Source organism: Paenibacillus sp. FSL R5-0475, assembly GCF_038004585.1.
Classification (GTDB): domain Bacteria; phylum Bacillota; class Bacilli; order Paenibacillales; family Paenibacillaceae; genus Paenibacillus_AQ.
This window is the reverse complement of sequence record NZ_JBBORK010000001.1, coordinates 1,674,296-1,688,367: the sequence shown is the minus strand read 5'-3', so window position 1 is coordinate 1,688,367 and position 14,072 is coordinate 1,674,296. Positions and strand designations below refer to the sequence as shown.

Here is a 14,072-nt window from a genome sequence, read left to right as displayed (position 1 = left end):
TCCCTCCTTATACAAAATCCTGTTCAATACTTCTATTCGTTTAGAACGGTTGCTACTCGATTCTGGATCAGCTTTGCAACATCTTCCGCAGATTTTTGTCCACTGAAGAATGATGAGGACTCCTCCCCAATAATAGAAAGCACTTTAGTATCCAGTTCCGCATATTGATCTACCGTATGAATGATTTCTTTAAACTTAGTAAATTCTTCATCAGAAACCTTAGCCGCTTTTCCGGTTGGAAGCTTATATGCTCCACTTTCCACCTTTTCCTGAACATCGTTTAAATTCTTATCGTTCACTGATTGGAGCAGAGAGAATCCTTCTCTATCTTGCAAGGACTGTGCTTCTTCAGATAACAAGAAGGTCATAAACTTATAAGCTTCTTCTTTCACCGGAGTATTGGCTTGTATGGCGAGCGATGATGAAGGAATGATTCTCATACCACCAGTCTGACCTGCATGTGGCTTTTGAAGGTACACCGGATTTTCAAAGTAAGAATATGGACCATCGATAAAGTCTGTTGGTGACCATATAACGATGGAGTTAAAAAGCTGATTACCTATCTCCGCTGGCTCCGAAGTCATAACTTGTTCTTTATACATTTTCTTGACTTGTTCCAACAGCTCCACAAAATCAGGCGAGTCGAATTTCGCTTGTTTCGCTTCACTATCAACAAACAAATTATAATTATCAATAGCCATTTCTTGGAGTGTCATTTCCGCTGGGTACTCCGTTAAGGCATAAAGTTTGTTTTTAGCGTCCTTCCCAGCCTGTTGTATAATTTCCTTCGATTGTTCCCCAAACTCTTTCCAAGTCCAATTCTTATCGTCAATCTTCACATTTGAGTTCTTAATCATATTCCCATCACCTATGAACGCTCTAAAAGCGAACCCGGTAGGAATGAAATATAGGCCGTCGTTTACCTTCATTGCGTCCAAAACATTCATTTCTAAATCACTCTTATTTACCGTTTTATCGTGTTCAAATATATCATTCATGTTCACAAGCAACTTTTTACTCACATAATCATTGATTGAAAAGGCGCTTATATCAAAAATATCTGCACCTTTTCCGGAGAGTAGGGCTGTATTCGTTGTTTTTTTATATTCTACATAACCATTCTCCCCCCACTCATTTCCCACTTCTTTATATGCCTTAATTTGTAGGTCGATATCCGGGTATTTCGCTTCAAACTTTTTCTCTAGCGCCTGATAGAATGCACTCGATTCTGCTAGAGATAGAGTCAAGATTGTCTTCCCCTCTTCAGTTGTCGTTTTCCCCTTACTTTCCACTTTCTCATTACCTCCGGAATTACATGCCGTTGTCATTATCAAAGCACCCATTAATAGTACAAAAATAGACCTTTTAAACATTTGATTTCCTCCTACTATTTGCTCGTTTATTTGAATTCTTATTGCAGTCGAACTCGGTTCCCGTCTTCAAGAGGTTCACTACTTTCCAGAATAATTGAATCCTCCTCATAGAGAATATCCGATTGAATCATTGTTTCTTTCTCGTTTTTTTCACTGGAGTGAATACGAACTTTTTGAGCGACAAAGACATTGCCTAATGCCCCCCGCTGCTCGTCAACTTTATAGACAAACAAACCTTCGCGATCCTCATGAATAGCTTCATTGGATAGGAGTAATCCCTCTTGGAGTGAATGTTTTTCGATTTTGATCTGAGCCTGTTCACCTCCTTTAAGTTCTGGATCAACGACTTTTATTCTCAAATTCTTTTGAGGAATGGTTTGAGTCTTCCCGGACTCATTACTAGAGGGGCTATCAGTACGTGACTCTGAATTCGCAACTTCTTCGATGGAGCCGCTTAGGGTCCGTGCTTCTTGTCCATGATTCATATCAACCTCGACCTCTATCTTTTCTCCAGCAGAAATCCCTAAATTGGACAAATGCACGGAATCCACGATAATATCCAATCTGTAACCCCGACTGCTGTTCGATACAATCACATCCGGTTCTCCCATTGAAATTAACCCTTCGACGGCATTTAATTTTGAAATCAGACCATCGAACGGAGACAGTAGTTGTTTTTCGCTTGTTAGACGATTTTTTAGTCCGCTAATCTTATTCTCCTGAGCTAAGATATCTAACTTCCCTTTTTCGATATCACGTCTTGTATTTCTGATTTTGAATTCATCCTCCTCCAGCGCGGATTGGATGTACTGATCTTGCCTATTCTGTTGATCAATTTTCTGCTTTTCTAAATTTGTTATTTCGTCTTTCAATTCTTGCTCAACAGTTTTGCTCTCATAGATAATAAGTTTTTGTCCCTTCTTTACACGTTGTCCTTCTTTCACAAGAATTTGTTCGACCTTCAGTCCGGAAGTATTCGAAAGTCTAACTTCAGCAAGTGGCTGCAATATCCCACTACCTTCAATCGTAAATAAAAGATTTCCCTTTGTTGGTTTTTCGGTTCTAACTTTCGGCAAGGTCAAAGTTTGTATTGTGTTACTGAACAATGTAAAAAACAACAATAATCCCATAAAAACCATGAAGACGACTTGAATATTTCGTTTACGTCTACGATCAGTCGGCTCTATACCTAACTCCATATCCCGTCATTCTCCTCCAATCAACCTTTGATACCAGACAATTGAACACCTTCAATAAAATACGATTCCGCATACAGAAATAGCATCACCATCGGAGCCATATAAAGTATAGATGCAGCAAAAGCAATGCCTCGCTCGCCTTCATTGATCCTCGATAAAAAGACTGACAATGGCTGTTTAAACGGATCATCAAGAAAAATAAGCGGCTGCTCCACCATATTCCAATAATCCACAAACAATAATATGACTAGTGCTGCCAGACCAGGTTTAATCATCGGAATTATAATCTTGTAGAAAATCAGAAAATGTCCAGCACCATCCATTTTGCTTGCTTCGATATACGCATACGGTATATCTAGCATGAACTGTCTGAGCATAAACACACCAAAAGCTGCGAAAATTCCAGGCAATATAATTGCATATGAACTATTTAATATTCCTAGCCTATCCGCCATAATATAGTTCGGTACTAGCGTCACTTGAAAAGGCATAAGCATCGTTAGAACATAAATAAGAAACAAAGGATCTCGTCCCCGGAATTTCAGCTTCGAGAATGCATAGGCAGCGAGTGCTGCTACTAATGTTTGTCCTGCAATGATGGGCACAACCATGAATACTGAGTTCCAGAACATCGTCAGATATTTAGGGTTGTCTAGGAGAACCTTAGTATACTGGTCCAAGGACACTTGATCCGGCAGCAGTTTTAAATTTACAAAAGGATCTTCTCTCCCTTCAATCACCTCATTCATCTGCCCGATAGGTCCATAATTGATCTCAATTTCTTTCTCTGTCATAAGCGAATTTGTGAATGTGATCACAATCGGGAATAATAACAAGACTGCAATAACAGCCATAACGAGTGTTAATGCCCCTTTTCGCAACACTTTGACAACTGTCACAACCTTTTCACCCCTATTCCATGAATTGTCTATGCCTCCGTTCAAATGCAAACAATCCCAACACAATCAATAAAATACAACCAAACATCAAGGTCGCCGCGGCAGTCAGCTTCTGAACATCGAGCGACATGAACATATTGTTCATATAATGCTGCAGCATGTAAATGCTGTCGTGCGGATAATCACCAGCGATTAAATACGTTTCTCGAAACACTTTGAATGAATTAATAATCGACATGATGATTACAAAAAACATCGAAGAGGTTAGATAGACAAGCGTAATACTGCGAAACTGCCGTAATCGTCCAGCACCTTCAATTTGAGCTGTTTCATAATAATCCTTTGGAATTTGCTGCAATCCCGCCAAGAATAAAATCACGTTATAACCAATGTTCTTCCATAAATAAACAACAATGATTACATTTCTAGCTGCATCCGTCTTCATCCAATCCACACGATCGATACCGAAGTTGTTCAGCCAGGCGTTAAGCGAGCCATTCCAATCGAAGAGCATCTGCCAGATCAGAATGATGGAGGCGACAGGTACGACAAGCGGCAACACGTATCCAGTCCTCAGCCAATTCCGAAGATATGTATTTTTATTCAATAGCATTGCTAATCCTAACGAGAGCACAAGCATTAGTGGAACACTTATCACACTAAAATAAAATGTATTAGATGCTGCTTTACGGAAAGAATCGCTATCTAGCAGCTCTCGGTAATTATCAAACCCTACAAAGTGGCCCTCTATCGTGCTATCCATAAAAGAATAGAATACTCCCATAACAAACGGTATAAGGTAAAACATCGCGAATCCGATACCGCTTGGTGCCAGGAACATTATTGCCGCTGAGACATCCTTTCGGAGCCATTTCTTCATAATTGGGTTTATCATTCTTTCAGTAACCTCCTTCATGTACTTAGAATAAGTAAAACTTTTTAAAAAGAAGTATGGTATATATTAAGTATTTCTTAAATTTCAAAAAATGAAGATGTGGGGTCACAGAAAAACCGTTGATAGAATTATCAACGGCTAAAAGAGTTAATATAAAATTCAATCTTTTGTTTAATCATTCATTGCTTTCTAATTCTTCGAGTACAACTCCACAGCCTGCGTATCCATAATTGGATTTGTATATTTCTCTAACGTTATCGTTAATGGCTGAGGATAGTTCTTCGCTTCCGCGCCAAAATTATATCCAAACTCGTTCACGGCTGACCCATCCTTAGAAGTCGTATAGCTGCTGAAGCTGCTTGTGGAAGTTGCTCTATTATGTACCTTCCCTTTTGCGTCAGTAAAAGTCTCAGCAAGTCTAGTAGAGCCATCTAAATATTGAGCATTCTCAAGATTACGTCTTAGGAGGATTTCTCCTTCCTCTACATTATTCTCTTGTTTTGGCGTGACTAACTCAAGTCCAGTTCCGGGCGCTTCAATAAGCTGATATTTGTTAAGATCCACGACAATTTTCATTTGATCCTTTTCGACTGCCGAAATTCCGAATGCTTTCAACGTCACAGAATCCGGCTGATGGCTGCCCTTACTATTCTTGAACACTAACGTGAACTTGGAGTTGTCTGAGTAGACTTCGGAATTGTCAGAATTAATGATATCGGGGTAATACAACTTCTCAACTGTGTCCCCTTTTTTAGTAATCAGTACTGGATTAATTAATTGAAAAATCTGTTTATTATTATTCTGATTATATTCCAGATCCACATAGGTGCTAAGCGGAGTATACTGCACTTGATTCACTCTAATCTTTTGCCCGTCCACTGTCAGTGTTCCGTCTGTATCCAGCATACGTTCCTGTGCTTTAAGCATGTCAGGATCAAGCTCGAAAGCAACATCTAGACTAGTCCGATACTTATTACTACTGGATAGGAGAGCCTTATCTGAAGTTTCTGTAAGAATTATATTATAGTTTACTTTCTTTGGATATTTAACCGTTGGTGAAAGATTAGTGGAGTATATAAAATCCATAGACTGCCCAGGTTGAATTCGGCTCTCGCTAGCGAGCATACTTAATGATGCGCCTTTGTGAAGAGGCGATTCCTTTATTCCTTCAAATTGAAGCTCAAAATCCGCGTGTATAACTACTTCGTCCGTATTGTTCTGAACACTGTATAAAACATAAACTTTCCGTCCATCTGTAACGGCACCTGTCACATCTATCCGGTAACCCTTGTTTTCCGCACTTTGACCGACCGGCACAACGAGATTCTGCTCAAGAGCACTGGCCAGCGCAGGCTCTAACCTTGAGAACGAGCGATAAGCTTTGAAATTATCCGTGTTTTTAGTGCTCGCCGATTGTACTGAAGGTTGTGCCACCTTATTCGGTAATCCGATTGTTGAGTATGTAAACAGTAACGCAACCACTGCAGCTGCAACCACGCCCATACCTGTAGTATAGATGCGTCGGTTTTCTCGCTTCTTCCCTTCCACAATTCCCTTTTTCATAGCGTTGTAGATTTTCATCTCCTGTATTGTTTCGACATTCTGTTGCACTTCATCGACGTTCTTACGTAGAATACGATCTTCTTTTTCTGTCATTCCATTCACCTCCAATATCGCTATAGATAACTTCGAAGCTGTTTGAGTCCTTCGCGCAGCCAAGTCTTAATCGTACCTTCTGGCCTTTTTAACACTTTGGCAATTTCGACAGTGGTCATGTCATGGTAGTATTTAAGCGTTACAACATGCCGGTATTTAGGTTTTATCCGATTCATCGCACGCTCCAGATCAATTCGGTCATTACTCTTCATTTCCTGTGCCTCTTCCTCCACCATCTTCTCCGCTACTATCACACGCTTTTTGCGCCGTAGCTCATCCATGCAGCAATTAATCGTTATTCGGATCAGCCAAGGTGTGAAGGACTGTTCATCCTTTAATTTTTTGCGTTTCATCCATGCCCTGCATGAAGCTTCTTGGATCACTTCCAGCGTGTCTGCCTCTGTTCGCAGATAACTGTAGGCAATAGCGTACATTTTTCGATGTTCCACATACAAACGACTAAAAAAAGCTTCTTCATCCATTTGCGCAAAATCTACCATTCTGACTTCATCCATTGTGTTTTCCACCTTCCACCACCCCCTCTATCTTCTATCAGGAAGATGCATCCACCTCATATATCTATAAGTAAGACGGAGTTGAACGTAAAAACGATTGATTTTTTTCAAATTCATTTCATATGTAGTAAAATAGTAACGTTAAGTACAACCTTTAGAGCATTTTGTGAAAAGAGGTGGATCAGTGCTAAAAGCTGACAGACAGGCGTATATCCTAAAAAAAGTAGAGACCGAAGGCCGCGTCGTTGTCCAAGAATTAACACAGGAATTAAATGTAACAGAAGATACCATACGAAAAGATTTACAAAGCTTGTCGAAGCTGGGACTTCTCAAACGAATTCATGGTGGTGCTCATAGCCTTATTAATGACATGAAAGATTTCAATTCACGTGTAGAATTTAATAGCCAGACCAAAGCTGACTTAGCTAAACGAGCTTGCACACTTATTGAGAATGCAAAGGTTATTTTTATTGATGGAGGGTCCACAAATTTAAAAGTAGCTGAGAACATTCCTGAGCATTTTGATGGAAGAATTATTACCAATTCCCCCTCAATTGCGTTATCGTTGTGCCGGTTGTCCAAAGCTAGTATAACCTTGTTAGGTGGAGACCTCGATAAAAAGAACCAAGTGTTATTCGGAGCCGCAACGCTTAGAGCGATACAGCAAATCCATTTGGATCTAACAATCCTTGGCGTATCCACGCTGGATTCAAAGGTGGGCATAACTGTTCCCTCTTATGAGGAATCCATCATTAAGAATCAACTTTTTGAACAATCTTCCATGGTTATCGCCATAGCTACGAAAGAAAAGCTGGAGAAAATATCCACTTTTTTTGTAGCCAAGGTATCCGCGTTAGACTATTTAATCACTGAAGGTACAGTAGACAATAAAATTGTTGATACATATAACAAACTCGGCGTTAACGTAATTACAGTATAGATACTTTCTAAATTTGTACAAAAAAAGATGAACACTTTTGAAGCTTGTGCTCATCTTTCATTTAAAAAGTTCTCAATAGCCTCATAAGAATCTTGATTATGTTGCTTATTACTGATCGTTTTTGAAGTAATCTCAATAAATTGAGCGTTTGGGATATATTCTGAGAGTAATCGTCCGTAGGCGTATGGATGAATTGGATCAAGTTGACTAGCAAGGATCAATGTGGGCAGCTTTAAGTTCTTCCAAGCCTCACGATCATGATTAGGACAATCCATTGGCAGCTTCACAAACTTCATCGAGGTTTCTTTTACATAAGGATATTTAAACTGCCCTAATAGGGATTCACCCGCATAAGTAGATATTGAATTTATAGATTTATAGACCTCTGAATTTTCGTATCTATTTTGAGCGGTCAGAGGATCTGTATCCTGCAGTACATCATGAACTTTGGCGTAGGCTTCACGAATCAACACCTCTTGCGGCTTATCCTTCCAGGCTGGACGTGACAAAATAAGCTTCTTAACGCTACCCGGGTACCTCAATGCCAAATGAAGCGACACCCCAGCACCTGTGGAAATCCCTCCAATATTAAATGGACGGATATGAAGGTGTTTCGTTAAAGCCATCACATCTTCGGCGAATTGTTTAAAAGAAAAGTCATCCGCATGTCCAAACGCTACAGTCTTTCCATGACCTCTAAAATCTAGTGAGATCCTTCGTATGTGATCTGTTTGCTTCATTAAACCGAAAGTTTGATTAACGTCACCGCCCAGACCATGTAGAAATATAAAAGGCTCTCCATCCCCTCCATCATCTTCATAATAAAATCGAATGTGCTCGTAGATAAAGTAAGGCATATTCTCCCCTCCTTTACAAAGAACCAGAAACGTCACTTAGATAAATCGTATTTCCGGTCTTCACCGATTCTTCCACAGCGAGCATCGCTCTCATCGTAGCAATCCCATCTTCAATCGTTGCACCTACACCTGGCTTGTTATGCAGAACTGAATCTGCGAACCCTTCAATCTGCAATCTATAAAAATGACCATCTGCTCCAAGCGGTCTATGGTAGCTGTTATCACTAGCTTTGAAAATTTCTACATCGCTTGATTTTAATGTCCACGGGTTGTATGTCTTTCCTACTACTGATCCGAATTCACCATAAATTTGGAATCCTTCATGCCAATCCATCCGAACCGCAATGGTCAAATCCAATTGAGCTACAAAGCCGCTTTCAAACTCCGCAGTAATAAACCAACAATAGGCACCGAACTTTTGCGTATTCCATGCTTTCACACTTACAATATTTCCACCAAGATATCTTGCGGTATCGAACAAATGGCTTCCATGACCTAAAATATAATAGCGTTCCTTGTTCGCTTTTGGATCTCCAGCAGGTCTCTTTATTTTTTCACCGGATATAATCACTGGCTGAACATTCTCAGTAACGGTATATCGATAGGTGGAATCACAATACCAAGCTTTTAGGCCAATAATCTCACCCATTTCATGATCTACAAACTCTTTAGCTGCTACTATACCGGGGTCAAATCTCTTCATATTCCCCACTTGCACTTTGAGATCGGTACGATCCACAAGCTCTTTTAATTCTTCCACTTCTTCGATGGATACACCTAGAGGCTTTTCTACCAAGACATGTTTACCTGCACGCACGGCTTGTTTAGCTGCCTCCACATGAAATTGATCGGCAATCCCAATAACTACAGCATGTACGCTCGAGTCCGCCAGCATTTGTTCATAATCCGTATATATCTTGTCAGGTTCATAGATAGCATTCATTCTTTGGAGCAAGTATTCATCTACATCGCATATTGCATAAAGGTGAGCATTACGTGAACGCCTTATAGAGTCAAAATGCGCCGCTTGTGAAATCTGACCGCAACCTAATACGCCGATGTTCAACAATTGGTTTTCCTTTTTCATATTCATGTCCTCCTATTCTAGTTAAAGAAATTCAAAGCATGTTCTACATCGCCCTCAGCTAACCCATGCATAATAACAGGACCGTCATAAACCTTACTTAATTCATTTAGATATTCCTTTAAGGGCAAGTTTCCTTTACCCACCGGTGCAAAAGTGATCTTCTCTTCGGTTACAAAAGCATCTTTGCAATGCGCAATGGCAATGTGCTCCTTCAGCGCTGTTAGCGTTTTTGAAATCTTACCTAAGAGGTCCTTATGATCCTGTGGGGTTACTAGATTTGCTGCATCATACAAAACCTTAAGATAGGGTGTGTCTAGATCTTGTAATAGTCTCAAAGCAACTTCTGCCGTACTCACCACATTGGCTTGTTCAGGTTCAAATATTAACGTTACTTGGTTGTCTTCTGCAATTTTCAGCATCCACGCAAGACTTTCATGCAATAGTGACCATGCCCTCACTGTATGATTGTCAGGATGAGAACTCCAGAAATCTTCTTGGTTCAAACTACCCGTAGAAATCGAAACATACGGAACAGCTAATGCAGCTGCAGCCTCAACTACATTTTTAAAACACTGCTGATTTTTAACTTTCTTCTCCTCATTTAGCTCTAACGTATTAAACGTTCCTGAGATCACAGCAATGCTAACTCCACTGTTAATTACTGCTTCTCTGATTTGATGGATGGTCTCCTGACTAATCTCTTTAGGCAAGCTTTCCAGTCCTACATTAGCAAAATTGAATTGAACGCTACTCATGCCTTGCGCTTTGATTTTGTGTAAGGCGCTCTCCAGTTCATAGTTCAAGTATACTTTTGAGAAAATTCCTAACTTCACAAGTTACACCTCCTTTATCTATTTTCAACTTCATCATACACGTAATTTCGATTATAAACAATAAAATTCAATTACAAAAAAAGAACTAATAATCTGCAAAAAATATAAAAAAGCGCTGGCAATAATGCCAACACTTTAGAATCAATTATCGATTTCGATTAATCATGTAATTCAATAAATGCTTCAGAAAAGCAATATTACGAGGGATCTCCTTTAACGCTTCCATAGCGAGACAGTAGTGTTCCCACATCTCTTTTCTTGCGCCGTCAGCACCAAGGATAGATACAAACGTTGAATTGTTATTCTCCACATCCTGACCTATCGGCTTACCTAGTAAATGATGATCTCCTTCCAAATCGAGCAAATCATCTTTAATCTGAAAGGCAATCCCCGCATGATAGGCAAATTTTTTCAAAGCCAGAACTTCAGTTTTCTTAACCTGAGCCAGAATCGCTGGCATCACTAGTGAAGCTTCAAATGCAATTCCGGTCTTATAAAAGCAAATCATATTTAATTGCTCTAGCGTCAATGCTTTTCCCTTAGAATTCAGATCCATTGCCTGACCCATACATGTATCTTCTGCTTTTTGGGCTGAATATTGCATCAAGGCTAGCACCGCTTTTGCATCAAAAGAATGAAGTGACGCCTGTTCCTCGATCGACTTCTGAATCAGAAATAGTCCGGTTAATTCCGCCGTTGAACTAGTATACATTTCGTGTAGAGTTGCACGACCTCTTCGGGTTGAAGCATTATCCTGGGATGGAAGATCATCGAAGATTAGAGAAGCGGTATGCATATATTCCAAAGATCTCAGAAGCGGCACAATTGCGGATGCATCTAGACCATATTCGTTAACACCCATGACCCAAGTCAATATAGGTCTTATCCGCTTGCCGTCGCCTGCTAGACTATAATTAGCCGCATCAATAAGCAACTCTTTCATTTCTGGCGTCCCGTCTGGCTTGGCTATCAGCAATTGTTTATTGATTTGATCGCGAACATTTTGGATCGTATCCCGAAATTCCACTTTTTCCTTTTTGCTGTTTTTTAGATTCAAAAGCAACTGATCCCGAAGCAGTTTATCGAAAAAATCCACATCGTCCGCTTTCTGCACCATCTGCTGGACAAGCCGATTAAATGCTGGTTGACCAGAGACAAAAATCTCCATGATCTCTTTATACTTCTCAATTCCTACACGTTCTTTACATCGCTTGAGACCATTAATGGCGCGATCTAATATTACTTCACGGGTTTTAGGATCAGAGCGATACACAGTGTGTATTAAATGGGAAATGACCGTCCAGTATAATTCAAAAGGATTGATCAGATCTGTACGTTGACTACGGTATTTTAAATAATAAGTATAGGGGGTTACCGCTCCCGCTTTCATATCGTCAAACATATCCGCAAAATCATCAGCCAGTTGATTATATAACCCATAGAAAAAGGTACGTTGATCAAATTCGTCATCTGCTGGAGCACTAATTACGGATCGGACAATTAAACGGGAAGAAGAGGATTTTAAAATGATGGGTATGAAAAGCTCTTCATTGCTGTATTCAGAGTTAGAAAGATCCTTCATACGATCCAATTCCTGAGAATGGAAAAATACAAAAGACTGCTCGAAAAATGCATCCTGCATTTCTTCCCGCTGATACCCTCTAATATACTCAAAAGCCTCCTTGAGCTCCGAATGTACAAATCGAATGAACGGCATGTTCTCTCCGGACCATTCACCCAATTCCGGTACAACTCTATTAAGGATCGCAGTGCGTATCATATGAGAATACTGTTCTTTCTCTTGGTCGGTTAAGACACTGGAATCAAGGAGATCATCAATGAATGGATAAGTTAGGCCATATGAATAACCAAGTCTAATGGCTTCACCAATCCTCTTAGATCGCTCCACAGGTGGTACGTCATCGTCCATCTCTTCCATCACATGGAGAATCACCCCAATAATGATCTTGATTAATTTACGTTGCGCTTGCTCGGGATTCATTTCCTTCGGAAGATGTGCTGATACCCGCTTAAGTTTGTCTATCACCCAAATCGTGGCCGTTTCAACGCCTTCCTTCTGAGCCCAACGGTAAATCCCGGTGAAATTCATGAAATCTGACTGATCCTCCGAACTTGTGGAGCCTGGAAGAATCATTTGATTTCTAATGTCGGCAACCATACGCTTAATCCGGAGCTGTGTATTCGGTGAATCCAAAGCTTGCCCCAGATCTCTCATATAAAGATAGGAAACACTTCGATCCAAATAATCATCCAATTTACCGGTCTGATTCAGCCATCCTAGATATCTATGATAATCCTGAGAATCTGGTTTCCTCTTGCCTCTTGATAAAAAGGACAACCATGAACGGCGATGAATATGGTTCTTCTTCCACAATTGAAAATCTTCAATCAAGGTAGACACATAAGTTTTTTCTTTGAACTGTTCACGAAGAGATGCAAAATACTGAGCTGCCTTCTGCTCAGCGATCGAATATCCTGTATCGGCGTAATCTGTAAATTTTTCATTCATAGGTGATGACCTCAACTTCTCTTTTTGTTAACATGACCCATTAGGGAAGAACAGAATTTCTTCCTGAATGAAATGTTCATCAGTTAATACGGTCAAAACTCTTTTGGGTTACGAAAAAGAAGCTTGACTAATCAAGCTTCTTTCAAAATAACTATACACAAATTATTCTATTTAGATTAATCTGCATTATGCTCCTTTACTTGGATCTTTAGCGAGAGCGTCGATCCTAATTCCTTTTGTATATATGCTAAATCTGTTATCTGCTCGATATGATAAACGCCGCCTGGAAATGGAGAATCATAGAAGAGCTTTGATACTGCTGCTGTCACTTTTGCAGTGATGATGGATTGATTCTTTCCTTGCAATATTAAATCAGCATGCATTGGCTTCCCCTCTCGATTTTTTCCACGAGCCTCAACCTTGATAGCGAACTGGTTGCTCCCAATATGCAGCCGCTCCATAGCACGAACCATCCACCTGTTCACCCAGCTTGTCTTTAACAAACGAACGGCCCCTGTTTTTTTGGCTATAGCCAGCATTTTAGTAACGAAAACTGAGTCCAGACAAAATCGTGTGGAGATGGACGATGCTTTGAGCGTTCGGGCAAGCGTCTGTTGATCTGAGAATGGGAAACGATAGGCATGGCGATTCCCTAAATCGTCACCAAAGTGATATGACTTTCTATCGGTGAAGCTCTCTACCTCTACCTGACGATTCTTCTGCTTAACTTCAAACTTTTCTCCTAAACTATTCACTGTCCATTCGATCGCCGCCTTACCATGAGAATCACCAAGTCCGAGCATAATCGCGATTTCGATGTCCTCCGTCTGTTCTATCAATCTTTCCGCTTCAAGAGCCATTAGATTGGTTATGCCGGGTGCAAGCCCTACACTAAGAACGGCACTAGATCCATGTCGTGCAGCCTCTTCGTATAACGCCTCAATTTGAGATAAAAACGGACCACTCGCTGATACATCCACATAATACGTACCGCTGCGAAAGCAGGCTTTTACAAAATCCGTATTCGTTTGATCCAAACACATAATGATTAGCTTCACTTGATCTAGTAAATGTGGAGGTATCGGCTTATTAATATCTAACTCTAATGGCTTGATCCTGCCGTGAGTAGATTGACTGAACCTCTCTGCTTTTTCAAGACTTCTCCCTGCAGCAAATACTTTACCTGGATACTTCTTCTCTAATATTTCACATATGGTACGCCCTACATGTCCATAACCACCAACAACAACAATATCTTCTTTTTCCTGCATTATTATCACCGCATCCT

Annotated in this window: 12 protein-coding genes; 1 reads left to right on the top strand and 11 read right to left on the bottom strand. The window is 40.2% G+C overall.

The features are described 5' to 3' along the window. Positions 1-32: 32 nt before the first annotated feature. The 6 genes from MKX41_RS07545 to MKX41_RS07520 all read right to left on the bottom strand — a co-directional run bounded on the left by MKX41_RS07545 (position 33) and on the right by MKX41_RS07520 (position 6,504). Positions 33-1,373: an ABC transporter substrate-binding protein gene (locus MKX41_RS07545; protein ID WP_340969352.1), complete on the bottom strand. Its 1,341-nt coding sequence runs from the start codon at positions 1,371-1,373 to the stop codon at positions 33-35. Positions 1,374-1,411: 38 nt separating this feature from the next. After that, complete coding sequence (locus MKX41_RS07540; protein WP_340969350.1) at positions 1,412-2,572, bottom strand: efflux RND transporter periplasmic adaptor subunit; 1,161 nt, start codon at positions 2,570-2,572, stop codon at positions 1,412-1,414. A gap of 20 nt (positions 2,573-2,592) precedes the next feature. Then, on the bottom strand, positions 2,593-3,426 hold the full coding sequence (locus tag MKX41_RS07535; protein ID WP_179086678.1) for a carbohydrate ABC transporter permease: 834 nt from the start codon (positions 3,424-3,426) through the stop codon (positions 2,593-2,595). 58 nt (positions 3,427-3,484) lie between these two features. Further along, entirely contained in the window at positions 3,485-4,351 is an 867-nt protein-coding gene (locus tag MKX41_RS07530; RefSeq protein WP_076299069.1) for a carbohydrate ABC transporter permease, read from the bottom strand. Between the two features lie 204 nt (positions 4,352-4,555). After that, entirely contained in the window at positions 4,556-6,022 is a 1,467-nt protein-coding gene (locus tag MKX41_RS07525) for a DUF4179 domain-containing protein (protein WP_340969347.1), read from the bottom strand. Between the two features lie 20 nt (positions 6,023-6,042). Further along, complete coding sequence (locus MKX41_RS07520; RefSeq protein WP_445671341.1) at positions 6,043-6,504, bottom strand: RNA polymerase sigma factor; 462 nt, start codon at positions 6,502-6,504, stop codon at positions 6,043-6,045. A 217-nt stretch (positions 6,505-6,721) separates the two neighbouring features. On the opposite strand from MKX41_RS07520, the gene MKX41_RS07515 reads away from it, so the two are divergent. Beyond that, entirely contained in the window at positions 6,722-7,477 is a 756-nt protein-coding gene (locus MKX41_RS07515) for a DeoR/GlpR family DNA-binding transcription regulator (RefSeq protein WP_076299016.1), read from the top strand. Positions 7,478-7,527: 50 nt separating this feature from the next. Here MKX41_RS07515 and MKX41_RS07510 read toward each other — a convergent pair whose 3' ends face one another. From MKX41_RS07510 to MKX41_RS07490, 5 genes are all read right to left on the bottom strand, one after another. Further along, positions 7,528-8,334, bottom strand: a complete 807-nt coding sequence (locus MKX41_RS07510) for an alpha/beta fold hydrolase (RefSeq protein WP_340969346.1) — start codon at positions 8,332-8,334, stop codon at positions 7,528-7,530. A 13-nt stretch (positions 8,335-8,347) separates the two neighbouring features. Further along, the gene (locus MKX41_RS07505) at positions 8,348-9,421 is read right to left on the bottom strand and encodes a Gfo/Idh/MocA family protein (protein ID WP_340969345.1); all 1,074 of its coding nucleotides are present in this window, start codon (positions 9,419-9,421) and stop codon (positions 8,348-8,350) included. Positions 9,422-9,438: 17 nt separating this feature from the next. Further along, complete coding sequence (locus tag MKX41_RS07500; RefSeq protein ID WP_340969343.1) at positions 9,439-10,254, bottom strand: sugar phosphate isomerase/epimerase family protein; 816 nt, start codon at positions 10,252-10,254, stop codon at positions 9,439-9,441. Between the two features lie 145 nt (positions 10,255-10,399). Further along, positions 10,400-12,784: a polyprenyl synthetase family protein gene (locus MKX41_RS07495; RefSeq protein WP_340969342.1), complete on the bottom strand. Its 2,385-nt coding sequence runs from the start codon at positions 12,782-12,784 to the stop codon at positions 10,400-10,402. Positions 12,785-12,960: 176 nt separating this feature from the next. Then, positions 12,961-14,055 (bottom strand): saccharopine dehydrogenase family protein, encoded by a 1,095-nt coding sequence (locus MKX41_RS07490; RefSeq protein ID WP_340969340.1) that lies wholly within the window; start codon positions 14,053-14,055, stop codon positions 12,961-12,963. Between the last annotated feature and the right edge of the window lie 17 nt (positions 14,056-14,072).

Excerpts from the sequence above, each read along its gene's own strand:
- MKX41_RS07545 (WP_340969352.1), bottom strand. The coding sequence starts at position 1,373 with ATGTTTAAAAGGTCTATTTTTGTACTATTAATGGGTGCTTTGATAATG.
- MKX41_RS07540 (WP_340969350.1), bottom strand. The coding sequence starts at position 2,572 with ATGGAGTTAGGTATAGAGCCGACTGATCGTAGACGTAAACGAAATATT.
- MKX41_RS07535 (WP_179086678.1), bottom strand. The coding sequence starts at position 3,426 with ATGGCTGTTATTGCAGTCTTGTTATTATTCCCGATTGTGATCACATTC.
- MKX41_RS07530 (WP_076299069.1), bottom strand. The coding sequence starts at position 4,351 with ATGAAGAAATGGCTCCGAAAGGATGTCTCAGCGGCAATAATGTTCCTG.
- MKX41_RS07525 (WP_340969347.1), bottom strand. The coding sequence starts at position 6,022 with ATGACAGAAAAAGAAGATCGTATTCTACGTAAGAACGTCGATGAAGTG.
- MKX41_RS07520 (WP_445671341.1), bottom strand. The coding sequence starts at position 6,504 with ATGGATGAAGAAGCTTTTTTTAGTCGTTTGTATGTGGAACATCGAAAA.
- MKX41_RS07510 (WP_340969346.1), bottom strand. The coding sequence starts at position 8,334 with ATGCCTTACTTTATCTACGAGCACATTCGATTTTATTATGAAGATGAT.
- MKX41_RS07505 (WP_340969345.1), bottom strand. The coding sequence starts at position 9,421 with ATGAAAAAGGAAAACCAATTGTTGAACATCGGCGTATTAGGTTGCGGT.
- MKX41_RS07495 (WP_340969342.1), bottom strand. The coding sequence starts at position 12,784 with ATGAATGAAAAATTTACAGATTACGCCGATACAGGATATTCGATCGCT.
- MKX41_RS07490 (WP_340969340.1), bottom strand. The coding sequence starts at position 14,055 with ATGCAGGAAAAAGAAGATATTGTTGTTGTTGGTGGTTATGGACATGTA.